Annotated in this window: 23 protein-coding genes and 1 tRNA gene; 10 read left to right on the top strand and 14 right to left on the bottom strand. The window is 63.1% G+C overall.

Annotated elements, in window-relative coordinates:
* Positions 1 to 30 precede the first annotated feature (30 nt).
* Positions 31 to 1,092, top strand: coding sequence for a CDP-6-deoxy-delta-3,4-glucoseen reductase (locus Q390_RS0105450; RefSeq protein ID WP_027995156.1), 1,062 nt, complete (start codon positions 31 to 33; stop codon positions 1,090 to 1,092).
* 174 nt (positions 1,093 to 1,266) lie between these two features.
* On the opposite strand, the gene folK is transcribed toward Q390_RS0105450, so the two are convergent.
* From folK to hda, 4 genes are read right to left on the bottom strand one after another with little or no spacing between them, the layout of a single operon-like run.
* On the bottom strand, positions 1,267 to 1,791 hold the full coding sequence (folK, locus tag Q390_RS0105445) for a 2-amino-4-hydroxy-6-hydroxymethyldihydropteridine diphosphokinase (protein ID WP_027995155.1): 525 nt from the start codon (positions 1,789 to 1,791) through the stop codon (positions 1,267 to 1,269).
* The gene (gene pcnB / locus Q390_RS0105440; RefSeq protein WP_027995154.1) at positions 1,784 to 3,355 is read right to left on the bottom strand and encodes a polynucleotide adenylyltransferase PcnB; all 1,572 of its coding nucleotides are present in this window, start codon (positions 3,353 to 3,355) and stop codon (positions 1,784 to 1,786) included. Before pcnB ends, folK begins: the two co-directional genes overlap by 8 nt.
* Positions 3,352 to 4,053, bottom strand: a complete 702-nt coding sequence (locus Q390_RS0105435) for a histidinol-phosphatase (RefSeq protein WP_027995153.1) — start codon at positions 4,051 to 4,053, stop codon at positions 3,352 to 3,354. Before Q390_RS0105435 ends, pcnB begins: the two co-directional genes overlap by 4 nt.
* A gap of 52 nt (positions 4,054 to 4,105) precedes the next feature.
* Positions 4,106 to 4,795, bottom strand: a complete 690-nt coding sequence (gene hda, locus Q390_RS0105430; RefSeq protein ID WP_027995152.1) for a DnaA regulatory inactivator Hda — start codon at positions 4,793 to 4,795, stop codon at positions 4,106 to 4,108.
* Between the two features lie 186 nt (positions 4,796 to 4,981).
* Here hda and purM point away from each other — a divergent pair, with 186 nt between their 5' ends.
* Both purM and Q390_RS0105420 read left to right on the top strand, forming a co-directional pair.
* A complete protein-coding gene (gene purM / locus Q390_RS0105425; RefSeq protein WP_037472274.1) occupies positions 4,982 to 6,046 on the top strand; it encodes a phosphoribosylformylglycinamidine cyclo-ligase in 1,065 nt (354 codons plus the stop codon).
* 82 nt (positions 6,047 to 6,128) lie between these two features.
* Positions 6,129 to 7,193 carry an AI-2E family transporter gene (locus tag Q390_RS0105420; protein WP_027995150.1) on the top strand — a complete coding sequence of 355 codons (1,065 nt, stop codon included), beginning with the start codon at positions 6,129 to 6,131 and terminating at the stop codon, positions 7,191 to 7,193.
* A gap of 57 nt (positions 7,194 to 7,250) precedes the next feature.
* On the opposite strand, the gene Q390_RS0105415 is transcribed toward Q390_RS0105420, so the two are convergent.
* The 3 genes from Q390_RS0105415 to murJ all read right to left on the bottom strand — a co-directional run bounded on the left by Q390_RS0105415 (position 7,251) and on the right by murJ (position 10,859).
* Positions 7,251 to 8,372 (bottom strand): extracellular catalytic domain type 1 short-chain-length polyhydroxyalkanoate depolymerase, encoded by a 1,122-nt coding sequence (locus Q390_RS0105415; RefSeq protein ID WP_027995149.1) that lies wholly within the window; start codon positions 8,370 to 8,372, stop codon positions 7,251 to 7,253.
* Between the two features lie 10 nt (positions 8,373 to 8,382).
* Entirely contained in the window at positions 8,383 to 9,228 is an 846-nt protein-coding gene (locus tag Q390_RS0105410) for a SirB1 family protein (protein WP_027995148.1), read from the bottom strand.
* A gap of 65 nt (positions 9,229 to 9,293) precedes the next feature.
* Positions 9,294 to 10,859: a murein biosynthesis integral membrane protein MurJ gene (gene murJ / locus Q390_RS0105405; RefSeq protein ID WP_027995147.1), complete on the bottom strand. Its 1,566-nt coding sequence runs from the start codon at positions 10,857 to 10,859 to the stop codon at positions 9,294 to 9,296.
* A 69-nt stretch (positions 10,860 to 10,928) separates the two neighbouring features.
* On the opposite strand from murJ, the gene rpsT reads away from it, so the two are divergent.
* Entirely contained in the window at positions 10,929 to 11,228 is a 300-nt protein-coding gene (gene rpsT, locus Q390_RS0105400; protein WP_027995146.1) for a 30S ribosomal protein S20, read from the top strand.
* Between the two features lie 208 nt (positions 11,229 to 11,436).
* Here rpsT and Q390_RS0105395 read toward each other — a convergent pair whose 3' ends face one another.
* Complete coding sequence (locus tag Q390_RS0105395) at positions 11,437 to 11,763, bottom strand: DUF3579 domain-containing protein (RefSeq protein ID WP_027995145.1); 327 nt, start codon at positions 11,761 to 11,763, stop codon at positions 11,437 to 11,439.
* A gap of 199 nt (positions 11,764 to 11,962) precedes the next feature.
* Here Q390_RS0105395 and Q390_RS0105390 point away from each other — a divergent pair, with 199 nt between their 5' ends.
* The 3 genes from Q390_RS0105390 (at position 11,963) to Q390_RS0105380 (ending at position 14,519) form a co-directional block, all read left to right on the top strand.
* On the top strand, positions 11,963 to 13,159 hold the full coding sequence (locus Q390_RS0105390; RefSeq protein WP_027995144.1) for an aspartate aminotransferase family protein: 1,197 nt from the start codon (positions 11,963 to 11,965) through the stop codon (positions 13,157 to 13,159).
* Positions 13,160 to 13,194: 35 nt separating this feature from the next.
* Positions 13,195 to 14,115 (top strand): ornithine carbamoyltransferase, encoded by a 921-nt coding sequence (argF, locus tag Q390_RS0105385; protein ID WP_211250418.1) that lies wholly within the window; start codon positions 13,195 to 13,197, stop codon positions 14,113 to 14,115.
* 68 nt (positions 14,116 to 14,183) lie between these two features.
* Positions 14,184 to 14,519 (top strand): YkgJ family cysteine cluster protein, encoded by a 336-nt coding sequence (locus Q390_RS0105380; RefSeq protein WP_027995142.1) that lies wholly within the window; start codon positions 14,184 to 14,186, stop codon positions 14,517 to 14,519.
* Positions 14,520 to 14,538: 19 nt separating this feature from the next.
* Here Q390_RS0105380 and Q390_RS0105375 read toward each other — a convergent pair whose 3' ends face one another.
* Together Q390_RS0105375 and Q390_RS0105370 are read right to left on the bottom strand one after the other, a co-directional pair.
* A complete protein-coding gene (locus Q390_RS0105375) occupies positions 14,539 to 16,755 on the bottom strand; it encodes a PhoX family protein (RefSeq protein WP_027995141.1) in 2,217 nt (738 codons plus the stop codon).
* A 110-nt stretch (positions 16,756 to 16,865) separates the two neighbouring features.
* A complete protein-coding gene (locus Q390_RS0105370; RefSeq protein ID WP_027995140.1) occupies positions 16,866 to 19,304 on the bottom strand; it encodes a UvrD-helicase domain-containing protein in 2,439 nt (812 codons plus the stop codon).
* Between the two features lie 325 nt (positions 19,305 to 19,629).
* Here Q390_RS0105370 and Q390_RS0105365 point away from each other — a divergent pair, with 325 nt between their 5' ends.
* From Q390_RS0105365 to Q390_RS0105355, 3 genes are all read left to right on the top strand, one after another.
* Positions 19,630 to 20,604, top strand: coding sequence for a GMP reductase (locus Q390_RS0105365; protein WP_027995139.1), 975 nt, complete (start codon positions 19,630 to 19,632; stop codon positions 20,602 to 20,604).
* Positions 20,605 to 20,702: 98 nt separating this feature from the next.
* Positions 20,703 to 21,611 (top strand): NAD(P)-dependent oxidoreductase, encoded by a 909-nt coding sequence (locus Q390_RS0105360; RefSeq protein WP_051603060.1) that lies wholly within the window; start codon positions 20,703 to 20,705, stop codon positions 21,609 to 21,611.
* 94 nt (positions 21,612 to 21,705) lie between these two features.
* A tRNA-Lys gene (locus Q390_RS0105355) sits at positions 21,706 to 21,781 on the top strand.
* Between the two features lie 560 nt (positions 21,782 to 22,341).
* Here Q390_RS0105355 and Q390_RS0105350 read toward each other — a convergent pair.
* The 4 genes from Q390_RS0105350 to Q390_RS0105335 all read right to left on the bottom strand — a co-directional run bounded on the left by Q390_RS0105350 (position 22,342) and on the right by Q390_RS0105335 (position 26,058).
* A complete protein-coding gene (locus tag Q390_RS0105350) occupies positions 22,342 to 22,632 on the bottom strand; it encodes a hypothetical protein (protein ID WP_156949833.1) in 291 nt (96 codons plus the stop codon).
* Positions 22,633 to 22,748: 116 nt separating this feature from the next.
* Positions 22,749 to 24,584, bottom strand: coding sequence for a DUF927 domain-containing protein (locus Q390_RS17625; RefSeq protein WP_084153788.1), 1,836 nt, complete (start codon positions 24,582 to 24,584; stop codon positions 22,749 to 22,751).
* Positions 24,578 to 25,489, bottom strand: coding sequence for a toprim domain-containing protein (locus Q390_RS17620; protein ID WP_037472271.1), 912 nt, complete (start codon positions 25,487 to 25,489; stop codon positions 24,578 to 24,580). The genes Q390_RS17625 and Q390_RS17620 overlap by 7 nt, the downstream gene beginning before the upstream one ends.
* The gene (locus Q390_RS0105335; protein ID WP_027995136.1) at positions 25,489 to 26,058 is read right to left on the bottom strand and encodes a hypothetical protein; all 570 of its coding nucleotides are present in this window, start codon (positions 26,056 to 26,058) and stop codon (positions 25,489 to 25,491) included. Before Q390_RS0105335 ends, Q390_RS17620 begins: the two co-directional genes overlap by 1 nt.
* Positions 26,059 to 26,147: the final 89 nt, after the last annotated feature.

The following is a 26,147-nucleotide window of genomic DNA, read 5'->3' as shown; positions in this document are numbered from 1 at the left end:
AGTGATTGATCGCCCAAGGATACCCAGAACATGCCCCGTCCCGTGTCACCCTCGTCTTCCTTTCAAGTCACCGTCCAACCCAGTGGCCGCAGTTTTGTCGCCGCGCCGGGTGAGACCTTGCTGGGCGCGGCCATCCGCGCCGGCGTGGGGCTGCCGTATGGCTGCAAGGATGGCGCATGCGGCTCGTGCAAATGCAAAAAAATCGAGGGCACCGTGGTGCATGGCGAGCACCAGGAAAAGGCGCTCAGCGCGCAGGAAGAAGCCGATGGTTTGGTGCTGACCTGCTGCGGCGTGGCGCACAGCAACGTGCTGCTGGAGTCGCGCCAAGTGACCGACGAGCGTGGCTATCCGGTGCGCAAAATGCCGGTGCGTGTGGCTGGGTTCGAGAAAAAATCGCCCGATGTGATGCAGCTGCGCCTACAACTACCGGCGACTGACACCTTCCGCTACCACGCTGGCCAGTACGTGGAATTCTTGCTGGCGGGGGGCGAGCGCCGCGCCTACTCCATGGCCAACGCGCCACACACCCAGGCCGAACACCCCGGTATCGAACTGCACATTCGCCACATGCCGGGCGGCAAGTTCACCGACCATGTGTTTGGCGCTCTAAAAGAAAAAGAAATTCTGCGCATTGAAGGCCCTTACGGCAGCTTCTTTCTGCGCGAGGACTCGGACAAACCGATCATTCTGCTGGCCTCGGGCACCGGGTTTGCGCCGGTCAAGGCGCTGATCGAGCATATGCAGTTCAAGCAAATCACCCGCCCGGTCACGCTGTATTGGGGTGGACGACGTCCGCAGGATGTGTACTTTGATGCTTGGGTGCGGGCGCGTTTGGCGGAAATGCCGCAGCTGACGTATGTACCGGTCGTCTCCAACGCCCTGCCCGAGGACGGCTGGAGCGGGCGCACCGGCTTTGTCCACCAGGCGGTGCTGGACGATTTTGCCGATCTGTCGGGCCACCAGGTGTATGCCTGTGGCGCGCCGGTGGTGGTGGATGCCGCACGCGACAGCTATATCGCCCAGCGCGGCTTACCGGCAGAAGAGTTTTTTGCCGATGCATTTACGTCAGAAGCGGACAAGCACGCGCTCTAGCCCTAGCAAAAATAATAGCTGCTAGCGCACGTCAATAAAAGGTTTCAGAGTGTTTTGTATCTGAATCGATTTATATATAAGCGCTAGCAGCTATTTTTTCAGTAGCACTCATCGCCGCCCCATGGCCGCAAATGTCGGGTTACGCTGCGCTAACCCGACCTACCAAATTACAAATCACCCAGCTGCGCGGCCCACGCTGGCCCATTGCGGCCCTTCGGTGCGTTCAATGGCTTGGTGTTGCACGGCGTGCAAGGCGCTGGCTGGTACGCGCTCGGGGGACAGTTCGGCCAGTGGGAGCAGCACGAAGGCGCGCTCAAACATACGCGGGTGCGGCACGCTCAATGTGGCGGTAACTATCGTGGCATCTGCCCAATCAACGATGTCCAAGTCCAGCGTGCGCGGCGCGTTGCAGTACGGGCGCTCGCGCCCGGCGGCTTGCTCGATGGCTTGCAGCGCTTCCAGCAAAACCTGTGGTGCCAAGGTGGTGCTCAGTTCAGCCACGGCGTTGAGGTAGTCCGGGCCACCGGCATCGACCGGGGCGCTGCGGTAGAGCGACGAGGCGCGCTGCACTTGCGTGCCGTTCAGCGCGTTGATGGCGGTCAGGGCGGCGCGCAGGGTGGCGGCGCGCTCGCCCAAGTTGGCACCCAGGCCAATCCAGACGGTGCTGGTGGCAGGCGCAAACCCCGGTTGATCACTCACCAGCAGCGCCGCTGCCGCCTTCACCCGCACCGGGTTTACGGCGGCGGCGACGGCGTTTTTTCGGCGCGCTGTCGTCGGCCGAAACCTCTGGTTCATGCTCGGGGTGCTGCGCGTTGGCAGATGCAGCCACCGGCGCTGCGGCGCGCGGCACACGGCGCGCCACCGGTTGCTGGGCACGGGTCAGGGCTTTTTGTTCTTCGCGCGCCTGGTCCATCAGGTCATAGCGCCGGCTTTCGTCGGCATTGCTGTATTCCTGCCACCAGCTGGCCAGGCTTTCATCCACTTCACCGACATCGGCGCGCAGGCGCATAAAGTCAAAACCGGCACGAAAGCGCAGTTGCGCCACCATGCTCTCGGGCACGCGGCCAGCGCGTTTTTCAAAGCGTGGCTGCATCACCCAGATTTCGCGCATGTCAGCGGCCAGCTTGCCGCGCCCGGAGACATCGCCAATGCGCCGTTCAAACACTTCGTCAATGGCTTCTTGCAGGGCGGGCAGGGAATGCTCGCCAGCGCCCATGCGCTTGTCCCAGCCGGTCTTCACATCGTGCCACAGCACACAGGCCAGCAAAAAGCTCGGTGCCACCGGCTTGCCTTCGCCGACGCGCCGGTCGGTGTCGGTCAGCGCGGCGCGGACAAAGTCGCTGTCGGCGCGCTCGACCACCACGTCCAGCAGCGGGTAAATGCCGCGCGCCAAACCGAGTTTTTTCAGCTGCTCGATGGTGGCGATGGCGTGGCCGGTTTGCAGTAGTTTGAGCATTTCGTCAAACATACGGCTTTGCGGCACGTCGGCCAGCAGGCGCTGCGACTCAATCAGCGGTGCGGCGGTTTTGGCCTCGAGCGAGAAGCCCAAGCCGCTGAGTTTGGCGGCAAAGCGCACGGCACGGATGATGCGCACCGGGTCTTCGCGGTAGCGCTGCACCGGGTCGCCAATCATGCGCAGCGTTTTCTTCTTCGCGTCCTGAATGCCCTTGTGGTAATCGACGACGATTTGCGTCTCGGGGTCGTAGTACATGGCGTTCAGGGTGAAGTCGCGCCGGGTCGCGTCTTCGTCCTGCGGTCCCCAGACGTTGTCGCGCAGCACCCGGCCACTCGACCCGACGGCGTGCGTCATGCCAGCCAAGGCGTTGCGGCTGGTCTTTTCGTTGCCGGCGACTTGCTCAGCGGCGACGTTATCGACCTGGGCGCGGAAGGTGGAGACTTCAATCACCTCGTTTTCACGCCCGCGCCCGTGCACCACGTGGACGATGCGAAAGCGCTTGCCAATGATGAAGGCGCGGCGAAACAGTCCTTTGACCTGCTCGGGCGTGGCGTTGGTGGCGACGTCAAAGTCTTTGGGCCGCAGGCCCAGCAGCAGGTCGCGCACCGCGCCGCCGACGATGTAGGCCTCAAAACCGGCATTTTTCAGGGTACGCACCACGTCCGTTGCGCGCGGATCGACGCGATTGGGGTCGATGCCGTGCACGGAGGCCGGCACTTCTTCGCGTTTGCCAAATGGCGAGGCGGCTGACTTGCGTCCGCCCGAGGTGGCTTTGGCCAGCAGTTTGTCGATGAATTTTTTGATCATGGTTGGGTGGTGAACAAGTCCAGGATGCGCCAGCCGCGTTGCTCGGCCAAGGCGCGCAGGCGGTCGTCGGGGTTGGTGGCTACGGGCTGGTTGACTTTTTCCAGCAGCGGCAGGTCGTTCATCGAGTCGCTGTAGAAGGTGCTCTCGACGCGGCTCCAGTCCAGCCGGCGCGCGGCCAGCCAGGCTTCCATGCGCGTGACTTTGCCAGCGCGCATCGACGGTACGCCAGCGATGGCGCCGGTAAACCAACCGTCAGCGTCGCGCTCCAGCTGCATCGCCAGCAGCTCGGGCACGCCCAGGGCGTGGGCGATGGGAGTGGTCACAAATTCGTTGGTGGCAGTGATGATGAGCACCCAATCGCCGGCCTGTTGGTGCTGGCGCAACAGGGCCAGTGCCTCGGGGCGGATGGCCGGCTGCACCACTTCGCGCATGAACTGCGCGTGTGCCTCGGCGGCGGCTTGCGGGCCACGTTGGCGCACGGCGTCGATGGCAAAGCGCACGTAATCGTGCACGTCCAGCGTGCCGGCTTGGTAGTGGGCAAAAAATTCGGCGTTGCGGCGGCTGAATTCAGTGGGGTCGTTCCAGCCGATGCGGGTGGTGAATTCACCCCACTCATAGTCTGAATCGATGGGCAGCAAGGTGTGGTCCAGGTCAAACAGGGTCAACCGGGGGCGCGATGCCGAAGTGTCTGGGGTCATGCGAGAGAAGCTGTCGTAAAAAAGAGAGCGGTAAAAGAATCGCGGCAGTGCATCACTCGGAATCGAGCATGTCTTTCAGCAGCGGAATAGTCAGCGCGCGCTGGGTACGCAGCGCGTGGCGGTCCAGGCGCTCCAACAGCGCCATCAGGCTACCCAGGTCGCGTGAGAAGCGCTTGAGCATGTAGTCCACCACATCGTCACCCAGCGTCAAGCCGCGCGCGCCGGCTTGGCGGCGCAGCACGGCACGCAGTTCGGCCTCACCGGGCATTTGCAGATGAAACACATGGCCCCAGCCCAGGCGGCTGCGCAGGTCTTCGCGCAGCGGCAAGTCGGCTGGCGGCACACTGCCGGCAGAAATCACCCAGCGCTGCACGCCGTTGGCCGGACTCATGGCGTTGATGAACCAGTTGAAGGCGACGTTTTGCTGCGAGGTGCTGTAAAGGTGGACATCGTCCAAGATGACGGCAGACCACTTTTCGTCAAACGCCGGGGCGTAGCGGCTTTTGGCATCGCGCCAGCCAACGCTGGCACCCTGCTCGCGCAGTGCCTCGCGCACGGCTTGCAGCAAATGGGTTTTGCCGCTGCCCGATTCGCCCCACAAATAGGTGGGCACCGGTGCGCTGGCGTGGCTGTGGCCCAGGGCCTGTGCCAAGTGCTGCAAGGCGGCGGTGTTCGGGCCGGGGAAAAACCCTTCCAGCGTCGGCGCAGGCGCCAGGCCGATGTCCAGCGCGAGCTGCTTCATAGCGGCAAGCCCCGTGTGCGCTGCACGCAAGTGCAAGGTGGGGGAGCAAAACGTGGCATGGGGGTGGTGGGCAAGGCAGCGGGGCAGTGGGTGGATAAGGTCGGCGCCGGACAGCGCAGTGCGCGCAACCCGTAGAATCTGCGCAAATTTTAGTCTGCCGGCGCGCTGGTCCGCGCTGCACATGCCATGAGCTCTTCTGCATCCTCTTCTACCCCCTCCACCACCCCTCTGTCGTACAAAGACGCTGGCGTTGATATTGACGCTGGCGACGCCCTGATCGAGCGCATCAAGCCGCTGGCCAAAAAGACCATGCGCGAGGGTGTGCTGGCCGGCATTGGCGGCTTTGGCGCGCTGTTTGAAGTGCCCAAGCGCTACCAGGAACCGGTGCTGGTCTCCGGCACCGACGGCGTCGGCACCAAGCTGAAACTGGCGTTTGAATGGAACATGCACGACACCGTCGGCATCGATCTGGTCGCCATGAGCGTCAATGACGTGCTGGTGCAAGGCGCCGAGCCGTTGTTCTTTTTGGACTACTTTGCCTGCGGCAAGCTGGACATCGACACCGCTGCGGCGGTGGTCGGCGGCATTGCCAAAGGCTGCGAGCTGTCGGGCTGTGCGCTGATTGGCGGCGAAACCGCTGAGATGCCGGGCATGTACCCGGCTGGCGAATACGACTTGGCCGGCTTTGCCGTCGGCGCGGTTGAAAAATCCAAAATCCTCAATCCACAGAACGTTACCGTCGGCGATGTGGTGCTGGGCCTGGCCAGCAGCGGCGTGCATTCGAACGGTTTCAGCTTGGTGCGCAAGTGCATCGAGCGCGCTGAGGCCGCCGGCAACCTGCCAGAAACGCTGGACGGTCAACCGTTCAAGCAAGCGGTGATGCAGCCGACCCGCCTGTACGTGAAAACCGTGCTGACCGCGCTGGCGGCGCACCCGATCAAGGCGCTGGCGCACATCACCGGCGGTGGTTTGCTGGAGAACATTCCGCGCGTGCTGCCCGAAGGCACAGCGGCACATTTGGTCAAAGGCAGCTGGCCGCAGACCGAGCTGTTTGCCTGGCTGCAGCGCACGGCGGCGATCGACGACACCGAGATGAACCGCACCTTCAACAACGGCATCGGCATGGTGGTGATCGTGGAAGCAGCGCACGCCGAGGCCACCGCCGCCACACTGCGCGCTGCCGGTGAGCAGGTGTTCACCATCGGTGCCGTGGCCGCACGCGGCACCGGCGCCGCCGTCACCGTCAACTGAGAGCACAGCGCCGCGCGCAATGTCAGCCCCCACCCCCTCCGGACACCCCGCGCCCCCCTCCCATTTGCCAGCCCCCGTCGCCATGTACCACGCCGTGGCGCAGGCCGGGGGCGCACCCTCAGCCCCACTGCCCTCACACGGGGTGCGCATCAGCAGCTATGTGCTGATGGCCGGTGGCTTGCTGCTGCTGCTGTGGCAAGGCCTGCTGCCGGGGCTGCTGTTTGCCTGTCTGGGTTTTGCACTGACGCGCTGGCTGGCGCACCAGTTGGCGCGCATTCCGCGCGATCGCCGCGCTGGCGCGCCGCTGCCGCGCTGGACGCAGGTGCTGGCCGCCACCCTGGTGGTGGTGGCGCCGCTGGGCTTGCTGCTGCTGGGCCTGTCGCATTCGCGCGGCTACCTAAGCGAAGCACCGCAGCAATACCGTGAATTGCTCAACTACCTAGCGCGCACCGTGCTGGAGTTTCGCCTGAAGCTGCCGCCCGACATGGCCATCCTGCTGCCCGAAGGCACGGTCGAAATCCAACGCACCATCGCCAATTACTTGGGGGCCAAAGCCGGGACCCTAGCACTGGCCGGTCGCGCCTGGCTGGGCGGTGTGCTGCACGCCTATGTCGGCCTGCTGATTGGCACGCTGGCTGCCGTGCGCCCCACGGTAGGTACGCAACGTCCACTGGCGCAGCAGTTGCATTTGCGCATCACGCGCTTTGGCGAGGCCTTCAGCCAGATCGTCGCAGCACAGTTCTGGATTGCCACCTTCAACACCTTCCTCACAGCGATTTTTCTGCTGGGCGTGCTGCCGCTGACCAGTCTGCCCCTGCCGTACACGCCGGCGCTGATCACGCTCACCTTTGTTGCCGGCCTGATCCCCATCGTCGGCAATCTGGTATGCAACGCGGTCATCACCATCGTCGGACTGTCGGTCTCACCCACCGCTGCCGCCGCCTGTCTGGGTTTTCTGGTGCTGATCCACAAGGCCGAATACGTCATCAACGCCAAGGTGGTGGGCCAGCGCACGCACATGGGCGTGTGGGAGTTACTGTCGGTGATGTTTGTCGCCGAGGCGATTTTTGGCGCTGCCGGGCTGGTCGCTGCGCCGCTGTTTTATGCCTATCTGAAAAAAGAACTGTTTGCGGTGCGGCTGGTGTGACCCGCACATCGCTATTAAATAAATAGCTATAACCGCACGAATCTAAGGGCTAGAGGCCTATTTGCCTACAACTCTCTTGAATTCCCGCTCTGCAAACGCCCAGGCCAATGCCGAGGCATCCGGCCCGGCAGAGTCGCTGTAGGGAAGCTTGGCGGCGCCGCCACTCCAGGCATGACCGAGTCCAGAAATTTCGCGCAGCACCGCCACCGGCCGGCCGTTCGCCTTGAATTCCGTCACCCGCATGGAATAGCGTTTGCCGCGCTGCTGCGTGGTGGGGACGCCCGCCTTGGCGCCCTGTGACTGCGCCCACAACTGCGCCGTGGCGATGCCATTGCGCACCGACACCACACCATCGACATTGCCATGCAACACCAGCAAAGGCGGCAGGGGCGTGATCAGCGCAGCGGGGTCTGCGATACCGGCATATGGCGACGGCAAATGCCCGGTGCGCTGCCCCATCATGGCCCCTAGCACCGTTGCCGTGGACTCTGCCGCACCGGGCACTACCCCAGAATGCATGATCACAGCACGAAAGCGCTCCGGAAAGCGCAAAGCCATCAGCGCGGCCATGGAAGCGCCGGCCGACAGCCCCGCCACCGCCACCCGTGCCAAGTCCACCGGATAGCGCTGCGCCACCTGATTCACCGCGGCCCACAAGATGGTGGCCTCGGCATCGGCCTGGCCGTTGCGCTGGTGGAACCAGTTCCAGCAGCCCTGGGCGTTGGCCATGCGTTCCTGTTCAGGATAGAGCACCAGAAAACGCTTGCGCGCCGCCAGCCGACCCATGCGCGTGCTCTTGGCAAAGTCCAGGCCCGTCTGGCCGCAGCCGTGCAGCATGACCATCAGCGGCAGCTTTTCTCCAGGCTGCAAGGCCAAGCCCGGCGGCACATGCAAATGAAAGCGCCGCGCACCCCCCAGGCCGAGGGCCACGCCGGCAATCCAGTCACCCTCAACCGGCGCAACTTTGCTGCGCGCGGCCTTGGTGGCAGGTTTTGCAGTCTTTACAGGTTTTACACCGGAGGCACTCTTGACGACCGCTGTGGTTTTTTTGGCGCTTTTTTTCGTTACTTTGACCGCCTTGGCCCGTACCGGCTTCAGGGCCCGCGTGAGTGTTTTGAGGTTGCGCTGGTAAGCGCGTGTGAGGGAAGAGAGGGATGGCAGGCGCAGGCGACGGGTCATTGATGGGCAATCAACTGGGGGTGCGACGCAACGTATGGATGCGTGCATGGACGGCCGCGGCGTCTAGTCCGTCGGTGTGCGCCAGATACATCTCCAAGTCGGCCAGCGCCTGCGCAGCATGGCCGCATTCGGCATGGGCCAGACCGCGGTCGCGCCATTCGCTCCACACCTGGGGCAGCAGCACCACCAAGCGGTCTTGCACAGCAATCAGGCGCTGCCAGTCTTGCTGCGCCTGGTGTACTTCTTTGAGATTGCGCAGCAGGCGGGCGATGATTTCGCGCGGCGTGGCCGCTTGTAGGTGGAACGCCAACGGCACATCGTTCTCGGTCAAGCCAAGGCTGCGCTGGTACGGCTCCAGCCGCTCGGACAACTCTTCACGCGACAGCGATTGGCCGGTGAACGGATCCATCAGCACCTGCCCGGGCGGCAGCAGCGCCTTGACCATGAAGTGCCCTGGAAAGGCGACCCCACGCACCTGCAGACCGGCGCTTTGGGCCAGTTCCATCCACAGCAGCCCCAGGGTAATGGGAATGCCGCGGCGCGTGCGCAGCACGGCATTGAGGTAGCTGTTTTCCGCGTCGTAATAGTGGTTGACGTTGCCGCCAAAGCCCAGATCGGTAAAGAAAAACTGGTTGAGGGTATGCAAACGCTGCAACCCTGCCATATCCGGGCCCAGACGCCGCTGCAGACGCGCCTGCAGTTGATCCATATCGCTGAGCAGTTGCTGTACATCCAGGGCCGGATATTCGTCCTGGGCAATGCTGGCCGCCGCTTCAAACAGCGCAAACTCATCATCGCTTTGCACCAGGGCGGCAAAATATTCCAACGGAGTGGGGACGGCGTAACTTGGCAACATACTGGGGGTTTTACGGGGCGTACCGTCCGGCGTCAAGTCAGGGGGTATAGAGCCCGGCCTCTGGCTCAGGGCTTGAGGATGCTGCGCAACTTCAGACCGGTCAGGCGCAACACGGCAAAGTACACCCCGGCCGCACTGCACAGCAGCAAGGCCAGCCAGCCGACGCGCTCCAGACTGTGCGCTCGCAACCCGATCCACGCGACATGCTGCGCGCCCCACAACAAAAATACCGCCAGCAGCGCGCTGGCCGCCAGCACCTGCAGGCCATACAACAGCCAGCCGGGCTGGGGCTGGTAACTGCCGCGCCGCAGCAAGCCCCCCAGCAGCCACGCCGCATTCACCAGCGCGCCCAAGCCAATCGACAGCGCCAGCCCGGCGTGTGCCATGCGCGGCACCAGCACCAGGTTGAACAACTGGGTGATCACCAGCACCACCACAGCGATCTTCACCGGCGTGCGGATGTCCTGGCTGGCGTAATAGCCTGGCGCCAGCACCTTGATCGCCACCAACCCCAGCAGGCCGGCACCATAACCGGCCAGCGCCACGGCGATCTGGCCAACGTCGCTATCTTTCAGCGCGCCGTAGTGGAATAGCGTGGCCACCAGCGGCTCGGCAAAGGTGAGCAAACCGACGGCGCAGGGCACGGCTAGCAGCACCACGATGCGCAGGCCCCAGTCCAGCATGGCGGAATATTTTTGTGCGTCGCCCGCCGCACGGGCACTCGACAGCGCCGGTGTCAGCACCACGCCCAAGGCCACGCCCAGCAGCGCGGTCGGAAATTCCATCAGCCGGTCGGCATAAAACAGCCAGGTGACACTGCCCGGCGCCAGGTACGAGGCAATCTGCGTGTTGATCATCAGCGAGATTTGTGCCACGCCGACCCCTAGCAAGGCCGGCGCCATCAGCCGCAAAATGCGGCGCACATCGGCGTCAGCCCAGCCCGCGCGCAGCGCCGCAACACTGAAGCCGATGCGCGGCAGCAGCCCCATGCGCCACAGCGCCGGCCCCTGCACCGCCAGTTGCAGCACGCCGCCCAGGATCACACCGCCGGCCATGGCGTAGATTGGCTCAATGCCGCGTGCGGCCAGCAGCGGCGCGCCCCACCAGGCCGCGCCAATCATGCAAAAGTTCAGCAGCACCGGCGTGGCGGCGGGCACGGCAAAGCGCTTCCAGGTATTGAGCACCCCGGCCGACAGCGCCACCATCGACATGAAGCCGATGTAGGGAAACATCCAGCGCGTCATCACCACGGCGGCGTCAAAACTCTCGGGGCTTTGGCGCAGACCGCTGGCCAGCAGCCACACCAGCAGCGGCGCGCCGAGCACGCCCAACACACAGGTCACCAGCAGCGCCCAGGCCAGCACGGTGGCGACGTGGTGGATCAGTTCGCGCGTCGCGTCTTCGCCGTGCTGCGCTTTGGCGGCGGCCAGCACCGGCACAAAGGCTTGGCTAAAGGCGCCCTCGGCAAACAGGCGGCGAAACAGGTTGGGGATGCGAAAGGCGACGTTGAAAGCGTCGGTCAGCGCGTTGGCGCCAAACATCGACGCCATGATGAGATCGCGTGCCAGCCCCGTGACGCGGGACGCCAGGGTCAGCAGGGAGACGGTGGAAGCGGCTTTGAGCAAGGACACGGCGCAGAGTGTATGCCTTATAATCGCCGGTTTTGCTGACATCATCCTCAGACATTAGGAACACATACCATGGCATCTGCTAAACCCAAGAAAAAGAACCCCCGTCTGGCGTCAGGCCGCAAGCGCGTCCGCCAGAACACGAAAATCAACGCCGCGAACACTTCGCTGCGTTCCAAATACCGTACCGCAGTCAAGAACGTCGAAAAAGCCGTTCTGACGGGCGATAAGACCAAGGCGACCGAACTGTTCGCCAAGATGCAAGCTGTGGTCGATACCATTGCTGACAAGGGCATCTTCCACAAGAACAAGGCCGCTCGCGATAAGAGTCGCCTGTCGTCCAAGGTGAAAGCCTTGGCACTGGCCGCCTGACCCACTTCAGGCAAACAGCCCGAGCGGCCTAGGACCTGAAGTCTAGATCGCTCGCCGTTTGTAACGGGTGCGCTGTCAGCAAAAGCAAAAAAGCCGTCGCAAGACGGCTTTTTTGTGTCTGGTGCAGACTGAAAATCAGGTCAAATCAGCCGCAAACCATTGGCTGGCTTGCGCTTTAAGCTATTAATTTTGTAGTGATTACGCGGAATCAGGGCTTGGCAACTGCGGGCGGATCGGGCAGCAGGCACGCCTCGGCCACTTGCAACGAGTTGTCGCGCGCAAAGTTCATGACGAAATCCCAGGCCATCGGTTCGTAGTCGCGCAGCGCGTAATTGACGATGACGCACTTGGTGCCGTTGATGACCGTAGGCACGCACCAGGGCGAATAGGACAGATGGCTGCCCGGCTGGCTGCCGCCGGGGCGAAAGCTGCTCATCACACCGGCCAGTCGCTCGGCCCAGTCACTGGGGCGGAAGGTTTTTCCGGCCAGTGTGATGCCCTGGATGAAAACTTCTTGAGATGAAGGAGAGACCATCGGGTTATGAAAAATAATTCAGCAGCCTGCGCAGGATCGCTGCTTGTTGCGCGGTAACCGGGCATTGTAACTCTTATATAAGAGTTACCCCTATTTTTCCCGTCTGCCAGAGGCATGGGGCCGTTCTAGAATCAGTGTTCTTTTTTCTGGCCCGCCCGTTGGGGTTGGCCCGTCCCCGCACTGACTGGAGATTCCCTGCATGACCGCTTTCATTGAGGCCGCCTCACCCCACGTGATGAACACCTATGGCCGCGTGCCGATTGCGCTGGCGCGCGGTCAGGGCTGCCGTGTGTGGGACGTCAACGGCAAGCAGTACCTGGATGCGCTGGGTGGCATTGCGGTCAACACCCTGGGCCACAACCATGCCCAACTGGTGCCTGCGTTGCAAGAGCAGCTGACCCAACTGATCCATACCTCGAACTATTACCACATCCCGCTGCAGGAGCAACTCGCCGCCAAACTGGTCGAGCTGTCGGGCATGAGCAATGTGTTCTTCTGCAATTCGGGCCTGGAAGCCAATGAGGCGGCGCTGAAAATCGCGCGCAAATACGGCGTCGATAAAGGCATCGCCCAACCCGAAATCGTGGTCTACGAAAAAGCCTTCCACGGCCGCTCGATTGCCACCATGTCGGCCACCGGCAACCCCAAAATCCACACCGGCTTTGGTCCGCTGGTCGAAGGCTTTATCCGCGTGCCGGTCAACGACATTGCCGCCATCCAGGCCGCCACCGAAGGCAACCCCAATGTGGTGGCGGTGTTCTTTGAGACCATCCAGGGCGAAGGCGGCGTCCACCCGATGCGCATCGACTACCTGCAACAGTTGCGCCAACTGTGCAACGAGCGCGGCTGGCTGATGATGATTGACGAAGTGCAATGCGGCATGGGCCGCACCGGCAAATGGTTTGCCCACCAGTGGGCCGGCATCGTGCCCGACGTGATGCCGCTGGCCAAGGGGCTGGCCTCAGGCGTGCCGATTGGCGCCGTTGTCGCCGGCCCCAAAGCTGCCAACGTGCTGCAGCCAGGCAACCACGGCTCGACCTTTGGCGGCAACCCGCTGGCGATGCGTGCTGGCGTTGAAACCATCCGCATCATGGAAGCCGACGGCCTGCTGGAAAACGCTGCTACGGTGGGCGCCCACCTGAGGGCCACCCTGCAGCGCGAACTGGGCAGCTTGCCGGGGGTAAAAGACATTCGCGGGCAGGGCCTGATGATTGGCATCGAGCTGACCAAGTCCTGCGGCGTGCTGGTGGCCCGCGCCGCCCAGGCCGGACTCCTGATCAGCGTGACCGCCGACAGCGTGATTCGCATGGTGCCGTCGCTGATCTTGACCACCACTGAGGCCGATGAAATCGTCGCCCTGCTCACTCCGCTGGTCAAAGACCTGCTGGCCGAATAACCGGGGCCACCCGCCCCGCGACCGACCTGGATGCCATGAAACACTATCTGCAATTCAACGACCTCAATGCCGACGAATACGCCTACCTGTTCGAGCGCGCCGCCCTCATCAAAAAGAAGTTCAAGGCCTACGAAAAGCACCACACGCTGGCCGACCGCACGCTGGCGATGATTTTTGAAAAAGCCAGCACGCGCACCCGCGTCAGCTTTGAGGCCGGCATGTACCAGCTGGGCGGCAGCGTGGTCCACCTCACCACCGGCGACAGCCAACTGGGCCGCGCCGAGCCGATCAACGACAGCGCCAAGGTCATCAGCCGCATGGTCGATTTGGTGATGATCCGCACCTTTGAGCAGACCAAGATCGAGGACTTTGCCGCTGACTCGCGCGTGCCGGTCATCAACGGCCTGACCAACGAGTTCCACCCGTGCCAAATCCTGGCCGACATCTTCACCTTCATCGAGCACCGTGGCTCCATCCAGGGCAAGACCGTGGCTTGGGTCGGTGATGGCAACAACATGGCCAACACCTGGCTGCAGGCGGCGCAGCTGCTCGGCTTCAAGGTGCATGTGAGTACCCCCAGCGGCTACGAAGTGGACGAGAAACTGGCCATGGGCGCAGGCGGCACCAGCGCTGGCAGCTATCAATTTTTCAAGAACCCGCTGGACGCCTGCCGCGGCGCTGACCTGGTCACCACCGACGTCTGGACCAGCATGGGCTACGAAGCCGAAAACGAAGAGCGCAAGAAGGCCTTTGCCGACTGGTGCGTCGATGCCGAGATGATGTCGGTGGCCCAACCCGGCGCCCTGTTCATGCACTGCCTGCCAGCGCACCGCGGCGAAGAGGTGGAAGCCGACGTCATCGACGGCCCGCAATCGGTGGTTTGGGACGAGGCCGAGAACCGGATGCACGCCCAAAAGGCGCTGATGGAATACCTGCTGCTGGGTCGGCAGGCGTAACCCGCCACATCCCTTCAAACCAAAAACACAGCGGCTGCGGCCGCTTTTTTACTCTTTATTACCGCTTTATGCACGACCTTTGCCTCACCTGCGGCGTCTGCTGTGCCAGTTTCCGCGTGGACTTTGCCGTGCAGGAACTGGAGGGCTGCGGCGGTCGGGTGCCTTCCGGCTTGGCCGAGCAGCTCACCGAACACCTGTGCCGAATGCGTGGTACCGACTACCGCTCCCCACGCTGCGCCGCACTCACCGGCAAGTTAGGCGAAAAGGTGGCCTGCGGCATCTACGAATGGCGACCTTCGCCGTGCCGCGAATTCGCCGCCGGTAGCGCAGCCTGCGACCGGGCGCGCATACGCCACGGACTGGCGCCTTACCCTTCTTATCCGTCTTGGCCCGAGACGGCTTGAAGCGGCAGACCTACGGTCCTCAGGTGCCGACCTTGCCGCCGTCGTTCTTGGTAATGACGATCGTGGCTGAACGGGGGCGTTTCCCCGCGCCATAGCCGGCGTTGGCCGGCCACTGGCTCTGGTATTTGGCGGGGTCCGCCACGTCAGCCATCTTGGTCGATTCACCCGGGTGCTGGATGTTGACAAAAATCGTCTTGCCATCCGGCGTTTCGGTCAGACCGGTGATTTCGCAACCCTTGGGGCCGACCAGAAAGCGCTTCAGCGTGTCCGGCGTGGCGGGTTTGCCGACCTGCGTCAGTACGTCCAGCTGGCTGCCATCGGCCCGGGTGTACGACAGCGTCCGAGCGCCACCATCGCCGACGCGCCCTGGCACGGCGGCCAGCATCATGCAGTTGCTGACATCGGTGTAAGCGCCGTCGTCGGTCTGAATCCAGCAAATGCCGGTAGCTTTACTGAATACCAAACCGTCGGGGCTGGAAAAATCCTGGTCCTGGGTCAGCGCGGAAATATTCACCAAGCCTTGATCGGCCCCGGCCTCGGCGCCGAACAGGTACACATCCCACTGGAAACCACTGTCGTGTTCCTTCAGGCGCACCAGATGACCATTGGGGTTGCCGTTTTGCTTGGCTTCCCCCTTCATGTCGGTATAAGCACGCGGATTGGCAGCATCGGGCAAATACTGGCTGCTGCTCGGATCCAGGCTGCGGTTGCTGTTGTTGGTCAACGTGAAATAGACCTCACCATTGGCCGGGTTGACGGCATTCCACTCGGGCCGGTCCATTTTGGTGGCGCCGGCGGCGTCGGCCGCCAGGCGGGTGTGGATGGCGACATCAGCGGCGTCGGCAAACCGATAGCCGGCGTAACCCGCCACGGCTGGGTTGGCCAGCGACAGTTCCATCCACTGGCCGGTGCCGTCGGCATGGAAGCGCGCCACGTACAGCGTGCCGGCATCGAGGTACTTGTCGCCCACCGCCAAGCGGTCGGCGGCGTTGGCATCCTGCGCACTCCACGCGGTACGAGAGACAAATTTGTAGATGTATTCGCCGCGCGAATCATCACCCATATACACCGTGAGCGGCTGGCCCACCACCACCGAGCCAAAGGCGGCGCTTTCGTGAGCAAAGCGGCCCAGGCCGGTACGCTTTTTCGGCAGGCGGGTTTTGTCATAGGCGTCGATTTCGACGATGTAGCCCATGCCATTCATCTCGTGGCGGTAGTCGTCGCTGCCGTTGGCCGAGCTGCCGCGCTGGCTGATGTCCCAGCGTTGGTATTTGTCTTCGCTACCGCCGGTTTCCCAGCCGTGGCGCGAGGCCGCGCCCTGGTTGCGGCCATAGCGCTTGAGGGCCACCACGCTCTGGTCGGCGCGTACGGCATCGTCGGTGGCAGCGCGGGTGAAATAGCCGAACCAGTTTTCTTCGCCACTCAGAAAGGTGCCCCAAGGCGTTTTGCCGGTGCCGCAGTTGTTCAGTGTGCCGCGCGTGGTGGTGCCAGCGGGGGCGTATTTCGTCACTAGCTGGGCGCTGCCGCGCGCTGGGCCCGACAGCTCCATCGGCGAGAGCGGCGTGAGGCGAAAGTTGCGCTTGGAATCGGTCTGATAGCCCCAGCCGTCTTTGCGGCGGGTGACTTCGATCACGGCAATGCCGTGCAATGCCACCTCCTTGTCCACCTCTACTGCCGGGCGTGGCAACGTGGCCGTGCCGCCGTTGGCGTGGATGAAGAAGGACGAGAGCTTCTCATCGGTGGTGGCCTCGTGGTTGATGGCCAGCAGGCCGTGCTCGGTGGCGCTGTCGCTGCGCTGGCCCTCGGCACCCAGACCAAACCACTCCATACCGTCGTGGTGGTCGCCGCCGCGCTGCTCAAAGTCGCTGTCGCTGCCGTCGTTTTTGTAGGCGCTGGTGCCCGGCAGCACCGGGTCGCCCAGCGCATACAGCACGCTGGCGGTGTAACCCGCCGGCACGCTGACGCTGTCGGCCAAGCTCTTGCCCACAGCGGCAAAACCCAGCACCTGTGCGGCCGGTGGTGTCACCGGATCGCTCTCGCCACCGCTGCCGCCACAGGCGCTCAGGCCCAGGCCCCCGAGCAGGGCCGTACCCACACCGCCGACGCTGCCGCGCAGCAGGCGCCGGCGCGACAGGCGTGCGCGCAGCACCGACTCGAAGCTGGTGTTGGTGGACGTGTTGGCGTTGTCGTTGTTGAAATCGACAGGCGTCTCGGGCGCAGTCTGGCGGTGGGTCATCGGGGCTCCTTGGATGTGGGGATGGCAATCCCAAGGAGCGTACAAAGCCATTGCGACACCGCCATGACGCAGACATGACAGCGGCGTGACAGCGGCTGCAGCGCCCTACCCTACTCCACCACCGTTAGCTTGGCCACCGACAGGGCCAGCCACTTGGTACCGTGGCGCGGAAAATTCACCTGGGCGCGGGCATCGTCGCCGGTGCCTTCCAGCGCCAGCACTTGGCCTTCCCCAAATTTGGCATGGAACACCGCCAGCCCGGCACGCAGGCCGTGCGCTGGCGCAGCCTTTTGCGGTGGTACGGGGGGACTGGCAAAAGTGTCTGATTTATAGCCATATCGGCCTGCAGCGCTTTGTGGATAAGCGCTACCAGCTATCGAATCAGGAGTAAAGGTACCAAAGCCCGATTGCTTGGGCGTGATCCACTTCAGCGCGCTCTCCGGCAGTTCGTCAAAGAAACGGCTCTTGGCGTTGTAGCGCGTCTGGCCGTGCAGCAGGCGTGTTTGCGAATGGCTCAAGTACAGGCGTTTGCGCGCGCGGGTGATGGCGACATACATCAGGCGGCGCTCTTCTTCGATGCCGTTGCGATCGCTCAGGGCGTTTTCGTGCGGAAACAGGCCGTCTTCCATGCCACCGATGAATACGGCGTCAAATTCCAGCCCCTTGCTGGCATGTACCGTCATCAGTTGCACGGCGTCTTGGCCGGTTTGGGCCTGGTTGTCGCCCGCTTCCAGTGCCGCGTGCGTCAGGAAGGCGCCCAGCGGCGACAAGGTTTCGCCGGTGTCGATGTCCACGATGCCAGGAACAGCAGAGGCAGACAAAGGCGCGTTCATGTCCAAGCCTTGGCTGACCGGGCTCTGCGTCAGTGGCGCGCCGTGCTCGTCCAGCGGCAGCGCTACGGCGTCGCGACCAAAGCCTTCTTGCGTGACAAAGCTCTCGGCGGCGTTGACCAGTTCTTCCAAGTTTTCCACCCGGTCGGCGCCTTCTCTTTCAGCGCGGTAGTGCTCCAGCAGGCCGGTCGATTGCAGCATCTGCTCGATGATGGCGCGCAGCGTCAGCCCTTGCGTTCGCTCGCGCAACACATCCACCATGGCGACAAAGGCACCCAAATTGGCCCCTGCTTTGCCTGGCACCGTGCTGACCGCATCGTGCAGCGAGCAGCCGATGCTGCGCGCCGCGTCCTGCAGCACCTCAACGCTGCGCGCCCCAATCCCGCGCGGCGGAAAGTTGACCACCCGCATAAAGCTGGTGTCGTCCTGCGGGTTCTCCAGCAGACGCAGATAGGCCAGCGCGCTTTTGACTTCAGCGCGCTCAAAAAAGCGCAGGCCGCCATAGACGCGGTAGGGCACGGCGGCGTTGAACAGGGTCGATTCGATGATGCGGCTTTGCGCGTTGCTGCGGTACAGCACGGCGATTTCCTGGCGCTTAAAACCGTCACTTTTGACCAGCTGGCGAATCTCCTCCACCATCCAGCGCGCTTCCATCAAATCGCTCGGCGCCTCATACACGCGCACCGGCTCGCCTGGGCCTTGTTCGGTGCGCAGGTTCTTGCCCAGGCGCCCGGTGTTGTGCTCGATGAGCTGGTTGGCGGCGTCCAAGATGTGGCTGTAGCTGCGGTAGTTTTGCTCCAGCTTGATCTGCCGCTGCACGTCAAATTCGCGCACAAAATCGGCCATATTGCCGACGCGTGCGCCGCGAAAGGCGTAGATGCTCTGGTCATCGTCACCGACGGCCATCACACTGCCACGCGCTTCAAAATGGCCATCGACCTCATCGCCGGCCAGTTGCTTCAGCCACGCATATTGCAGCTTGTTGGTGTCCTGAAACTCGTCCACCAGGATGTGCGCAAAACGCCGCTGGTAGTGCACGCGGATAGCGTCGTGGTCGCGCAGCAGCTCGTAACTGCGCAGCATCAGCTCGCCAAAATCAACCACGCCTTCGCGCTGGCATTGCTCTTCGTACAGCTGGTACAGCTCGACCTTCTTGCGCCCGTCGGTGTCGTGCTCGGCCACCGGCACGTCGCGCGGGCGCTGGCCCTCTTCCTTGCAGCCCGCAATAAAGTATTGCAGCTGCTTGGGCACAAAGCGTTCGATATCCACGTTGTATTGCTTGCACAGGCGCTTGACGGCCGAGAGTTGGTCTTGCGTGTCCAAAATCTGAAACGACTGCGGCAGACCGGCGGCTTGGTGGTGCGCGCGCAGCAAGCGGTTGCACAGGCCGTGGAAGGTGCCAATCCACATGCCGCGCACGCTCACGGGCAACATGGCCGACAAGCGCGCCACCATCTCTTTAGCCGCCTTGTTGGTAAACGTCACCGCCAAGATGCTGCCCGGCGTGGCCAGACCGTTTTGCAACAGCCAGGCAATGCGCGTGGTCAACACCCGCGTTTTACCCGAGCCGGCGCCGGCCAGGATGAGCGCGTGGCCGGTCGGCAGCGTGACGGCAGCCAGCTGCTCGGGGTTGAGATGCGCCAGCAACGGCGGGGCGGCAGCGCTGGGGGCAGCGCCAAAAGGCGCTGGTGCGCCAGAAAACAGGTCTTGTGCAGGCATGGCGCCATTGTAGAAAGCCGCCCTGGCGCGCGTGCACAGCCGGCGAAAGGCGCCGGACCAGGCACTGTCTTTCTGGCTACGCGCTGCGCACCCTGGTTTCTCCCTGCTGGCAATGCAGGCGCTGTGCCACCAGGCCGCAGCCGGTAAGGGCATGGGTACAATCGCGCACCGGGCCCAAGTTTCTTGCAGCCCGGTTTTTTGTGCCTGCGCAGCGCAGGGCTGGGGGAAATCCTAGCGGTTTCCACCCACAAGACCGGTCGGCAAGCCAAGCGCCCAGCGCAGCAGAAATCGTTTTGCTGCCTCCCCCGATGGAGCTTGGAAGCCAATGGAAATTTTTGACTACGACAACATTCTTTTGCTGCCCCGCAAGTGCCAAGTGGACAGCCGCTCGGAATGCGACACCAGCGTGATGCTGGGTGATCGGTCGTTTCGCCTGCCGGTGGTGCCCGCCAACATGAAGACCGTGATCAACGAGCCGCTGTGCGTCTGGCTGGCCCAGCACGGCTACTTCTATGTCATGCACCGCTTTGACTTTGACAATGTGCAGTTCGTCAAGCACATGCAGGCCCAGGGCCTGTTTGCCTCGATCTCACTGGGCGTCAAGCAGCCCGACTACGACACGGTGGACCAGCTGCTCAGCGCCGGACTGGCACCCGAGTACGTGACCATCGACATCGCGCACGGCCACGCCGACAGCGTGAAGAACATGATCGGCTACCTCAAGGAGAAACTGCCCCAGACCTTCATCATCGCCGGCAACGTAGCCACGCCCGAGGCCGTCATTGACCTGGAAAACTGGGGCGCCGACGCCACCAAGGTCGGCATCGGCCCGGGCAAAGTCTGCATCACCAAGCTCAAGACCGGCTTTGGCACCGGCGGCTGGCAGCTGTCGGCTTTGAAATGGTGCGCCCGCGTGGCCACCAAGCCGATCATTGCCGACGGCGGCATTCGCCACCACGGCGACATTGCCAAGAGCATCCGCTTTGGTGCCACCATGGTGATGATCGGCTCGCTGCTGGCCGGCCACGAAGAGTCGCCGGGCCAGACCGTCGAAGTCGACGGCAAGCTGTACAAGGAGTACTACGGCTCGGCCTCAGACTTCAACAAGGGCGAGTACCGCCACGTCGAAGGCAAGCGCATCCTCGAACCCGTCAAGGGCCACTTGGCCGACACGCTGGTGGAAATGGAGCAGGATGTGCAAAGCTCCATCAGCTACGCTGGCGGCAAAAAGCTCATGGACGTGCGCAAGGTCAATTACGTCATTCTGGGCGGCGAGAACGCCAGCGAAAACCTGATGTAACGCCCCATGCGGGCAGACATACAGTTGCAAGCTGCCTGACAGGCAGGCGTACAGAAAAAGCCCATGATGGTGGTGTCATCTACTCCAGATCACCGCCCATGACCGCTTCTTCTGTCGTCGCCACTACTGCCACCCCTGTTTCCGTCGCCGTGCTCGGCACCGGCATGATGGGCCTGCCCATGGCCCGGTGCCTGTGCGACGCCGGCCACCGTGTCCATGTCTGGAACCGCACCCGCGCCAAGGCAGAGCCGCTGGCCGCTGCCGGCGCTACGGTGCATAAATACGCAGCAGATGCTGTACGCCAAGCCGACATCACCATCAGTCTGCTGGAAAACGGCTTGGTCGTCGCCCAAGTATTGTTTGAACAAGGCTGCGTAGAAGCGCTGCGCCCCGGCAGTTTGTATATCGAGATGGCCTCCATCCAGCCCAGTGAGGCGCGCGACCATGCCGCGCGTCTGAGCGAGCGGCATGTGGCACATTTGGATGCGCCGGTTTCGGGCGGCACGGTGGGCGCCGAAGCTGGCACGCTGGCCATCATGGTGGGCGGTAAACCGGCTGACTTCCAGCGCGCGCTGGTGGTGTTCGCGGCACTGGGCCGCGCCACGCATGTCGGTCCGCATGGCGCTGGCCAACTGGCCAAGCTGGCCAACCAAATGATTGTCGGCATCACCATTGGTGCCGTCGCCGAAGCACTGCTGTTTGCCGCCAAAGGCGGTGCCGACATGGCCAAGGTGCGCGACGCCATCAGCGGCGGCTTTGCCGACAGCCGCATTCTGCAAGTCCACGGCAAGCGCATGGTGGAGCGCGATTTTATTGCGCGCGGGCGCATGGCGGTGCAGCTGAAAGACCTGCGCAACGCCCTGGCTACGGCACAGGACATCGGTTTTGATGCTCCAGTCAGCACCCTGCTCGAAAGCCTGTACGCCCAAAGCGTCGAGCACGGACTGGGCGCTCTGGACCAGAGCGGCCTGTTTGTCGAGCTGGCCAGTCGCAACGCCATGCAGTGATTTTTCCGGTTCTTTTTTCAATTTCTGGGGCTGCGGGCAAAAAAGCTGGTGCATAATTCGTGACTCTGCAAAACGCAGAAACATTTCAAGAGTGGGGTTCTTAGCTCAGTTGGTAGAGCAGCGGACTCTTAATCCGTAGGTCGACAGTTCGAATCTGTCAGGACCCACCACAGCCCACAAGGAAAGCGCGCTATCGAAAAGGTAGCGCGCTTTTTCTTTTTTCTACGATGTAACTACGGATGTAAGCGCATTTTCCGAATCTGGCCACCAGCGCCAGCAAAACAGCTCCAATTTTTCAGCGCGCTTACTCCTAGCAAAACGGGTGAAGAAATTTAGCGCGCTGGGTGCTGGCCAGTTCGCCCACGGTCACGCATCCAACAAGCCGCTTGGTGTTCAAACGCGGGACATTTCTGTATTCGATAACTGACTGGCGCGCTGCTGGCCACGGCGCACCAGCAGCGCAGTGCAGGCCGATGGTGCGGCGGATGATATTTTGCTATCGAAACAATAGCCATAAGGGTGGTGAAAAACTGCCAGCGCTTGCGTCTGCGCCCCCCGACAGTTCGAAACCGCTCAGGAGTACCTTTGTCGCCTCAGCACCACCGCAGCACCAACAGCCACGCCAGTGATGCGCGCCACTTCGGTGATGCTGTTCGAGCGGCGCAGCTCCAACACTTGCGCCCGTAGCTCAGGTGATAGCCGGGGCTTTGCAACCGGGGGTTTCATGTTGTCAATCATTGCGGCCTTTCTTGGGCTGGCGCCACGGCGGTGGCGTATTGCGCGCTGCGGTTTCATAGGCCACCCACAGCGCGGCACCCACACCACAGCGCAAGCCATAGCGCACACCACGCCCGGCAGCTATGCAGGTCGGGCATTTGACGTGGTGCACCTGATAAGCCATGTCCAACTCGCGCCAGTCGGTCGGCTCGGGTGCTGGCGCTGGTGGTGCAGCAGGTAGCGCAATTGGTGCAACAGCTTGGACTTCGTACAAATGCGGGGTTACAGGGGTTACAGGGGGCACACGCCCTATCCATGCGGGTTTCAGCGTAACCCCGCTCAAAATTCCAGGGGTTACAGGGGTTACACAAACGCCCGTGCGTTGCTGCTTTTGGACAAACGCCATCACGTCACGCAAGCTCATACGGCCCCCTCTTGGTCTGGCGTGACGGCGTACAGCTTCAGGACGCGCCCATGGATGCGGGTTGACTTGGCGCGCTTGCCATCGGCGCCCGGCCTGTCAATCAATCCCAGCTCTTGCAAGGTATCGAGCGCGCGGGCGAAGTCAAAGCCTTTCAAAGCTTCGCGCATACCTTCGGATGTGAACAGGTACACGCGGCCCCCGTTGCTGGTGTCGCGCCACCATCCGGCCCGGTCACGCACCAGCAGCGCGCGCTGTTCGTCTTCGTGGTCGGCATCGGTAAATCGGCTGTCCCCGTGGCGCTCCAAAAAGCCATTGATGCGGTCAGCAATTTGGCCGCGCTCGCTGTTGCCTTTGTCCGGGCCGCGCAAGGACTGCCAGGCAGCAAAGCCCACGGCGGCGGCTTCGATAGCTGCACCCTTGGGCCAGCCGGTCACGCCATAGGTGGTGGCCAGCTCACCAGCCAGCGCCAGCACTGCAAAACGAGCGGCAGCGCGCGCGGCCTGACTGCCTTCACCCTGTAGGCCGGGCAGCGCCTTGATGGCGTCGAGGGCAGCACTAAAGCTGGTGTCGTGGTCACGGCTCAGTTTTTCGAGGAAAGCCCGTCCCGCATGGCCGTAGTGCGTTGCAGCTTCGCGTTTCAGTGCATCCGAGAACTCTGTACCGCTGGCGAACTGGTGCAGGCAGTCCCATGCGCCGTACTGGCGTTGCGCTGGCACGTCGAGTAAGCGCACGGTCTGGCCCGCCTTGATGCGGTGGCCACCCTCCGCCATCGTGGTGGTGATGCTGCGCTCGCCAGTGCTCAGCACGCTACTGCGCCAGCGCGCCACAGCACGGGCTGCACCACTGCGCCCGGCGCGTTGTTTGCCGCGCCCATTGCCCAACATATAAATCGTTTCACCCACAGCGCGCGGGTCGCATTCACTGATTTCGTCCAGCGCCAGCAGGCTGTCATTGAACATGGCGGCAGCGCCTTCTAAGCCGTTCGAGGTGGTGCGCCAACTGCGCTTGAAACCCGGCCCGCCCCATACGGAACAGGCGGATTCGATGGCGGTGGTCTTGCCGGTGCTGCTGTCGCCTATCAGGTGGATACCGCCGGACTCTGCACCACAGCGCGCCAGCACCGGCCCGGCAAAGGCAGCGCACAGGGACAACACCAACAGCGGGTTGTCCACTGCCATGGCGGCGGTGCCTGCCTGCCATCCGGCTAGCGTGCCTGCTGTGGTGTATTCATCGGCGGTGCGGCCTTCGGTCTGGTAAACCACGCTGTTGGCTTGGGGGCCGATAACGCTATCGGGCAGCACAAAGGCTTTGTAATCGGCGCTGGCCCATCCCGTTTGCAGGGCGCACTGTACGCGGCGTTTGGGCGCTTGCTCTTGCAAATAGGCGGGCAGCAGGCTGCGGTTATACGGGTCAATCTCCACACCCATACCCAGCAGCTCGCCGCGCAAGTCGGTGCAGTCGCCGCGCAATGTGGCCATCGGCATGGCCCATGTTTTCCAATGGCCCAGCGTGGTCTTGATGCGCAGCAGACGGCCATAGTTGCCGTGTCCGCTGTCGGTGGTCAGGGCGTCGATATGCAGCGGACTGCACACCCATTTTTGGCTCAGCGTGGGCGGTGCGTCACCCTTGCTCGGCTTAACGCCAAAATGCCAGACACCGGGGCGCAGTTTGGCCGCGCCTTCTTCGTGCCAGTCATCAAAGACGACAAACTTGGGCCTGTCTTTTTCTCCAGGTATGCGGCTGGCGCTGGTGGGCGCGGCAGCAGCAGCTTGGATGACAGCGGCGACACTGGTGTCGGTGGTGTCGGTGTCGGTGGTGTCGGTGGTCAGCATGGAATGTTCTCCAGCACCTCGGCAAAGCAGGCGCGCACGGCAGCCAGCCCGTCGAGGTGGTGCAAGTCGTTGAAGTCGGTGGCCTTGGGCGGGCGCTCGGCAGAAAACTGCGGTTTGACCAGGTAGCCGCCCACAGCCAGCGCGGCGGCGGTGGCAGCCGTCAGGCCCGGATTGCCTTCGGTGCGGTGGTCGTCATCGGCAGCCAGCAGCAACACCAAATCGGGGTACTTGCGGCGCAGTGCAGCAGCCACGGGCAGCAGGTTTCCAGCGTTGAAGGCACAAGCCACAGCGTGGCCAGTAGCCGCGTGAATGCTTGCGCAGGTGGCGTAACCCTCACCCACAACGAGAACGCCTTGGGGGCGGCCTATGGGGTGATAGCAGCCCTTCATGCGGCCCTTGAATCGCTTGTTGCCGTCGGTGTCGATTGTTTGCAGGCTGTGCAGCAGGCCCGATGTATCGCGCAAGGGCACCAGCAGCGTGTCACCGTCTTGGCGGATGCCATACGCCTGCACCCCCTTACGGGTCAGGTAGGGATGCTGGCAGCGAATAGCAGCAGCCAGCCAACGAGCGCGGGCCTTGTCGGCTTCGCACTGGTGGCGCTGCTTTTCATCGGCATCACGCTGGCGCTGCATGGCCTTGATGCGCTCACGGTGGGCGCTGCGCTCGGCTTCGGTCAGGTCGCTGTCAGCTCGGCTGCACCAGGTCGAAGTCAGGCCAGCTTTCCAGCAGCCGAACGAGCCAGCGGGCACACCGTCGAGGTGCAGCACGTACCAAGCGCTTTGGTCGCCGCGCTTGCCGGTGGCGCTGTAGCGGTGGATTACGCCATCGGCGTGCACGTCGTCGGGCGGCTGCAATCCAGCGCCAGCCATGGCCGTGCTGAAAGCAGATTCAATGGCGGCGCTCATTACCGGCCCTTTTCCATGCGCCCGGCCTGCATAGCGGCTTGCTCCATGTGACGGTGGGCGGCGCTTCCAGCTTGCACGCGCTGCGCCATCGGGAAGATGCGGCCGCTGGCAGCGGCATCCACCACCTCAGCGCAGCAGCTCAGGGCGGCCAAGATGCCCATAGCCACGCTCGGCCCGAATGTGCAGGGCGCCTCCAGGCCAACTTCAGAATCAAGTTCGCGCTGTCCCAACATGGCGGTCAAGGTGTGAATGCCTTGCACGGCGCTGCTCAGGCGGGCCACGCTTTGCGGGCACAGATAGACAGCGGTATCGTCGGCCAGCACGGCGAAGGAGTCAGCAAAGGGGAAGGTGGCGAAGGTCTGTTCGGCGGCCATGTTGTTGCTTTCTGTCTGTGTACTGGTGGGTGCGGCTGGCGCTGGTTTGAGGCATGGCTTTTCAGCGTCAGGCACGGCAGTGCAAGCGGCGCGGCGCTGGGTGTAATCCGCTATGACACGCTGGTCGAAGTAGTCCACAGCTTCGGGCATCGGGAAGTTGTCGCGGCACTTGGTGCATGGGCTGACGGCGGTCATACGGTCACCTCCAACAGTTGCAGCGCTTTCAACAACTGAACGGCCTTGCGGCGGGCGGCAGCTACGTTGCCACGGCTCAGGTACAGCTT

The organism is Simplicispira psychrophila DSM 11588 (assembly GCF_000688255.1).
Classification (GTDB): domain Bacteria; phylum Pseudomonadota; class Gammaproteobacteria; order Burkholderiales; family Burkholderiaceae_C; genus Simplicispira; species Simplicispira psychrophila.
This window is presented reverse-complemented; position numbering and strand designations above follow the sequence as displayed.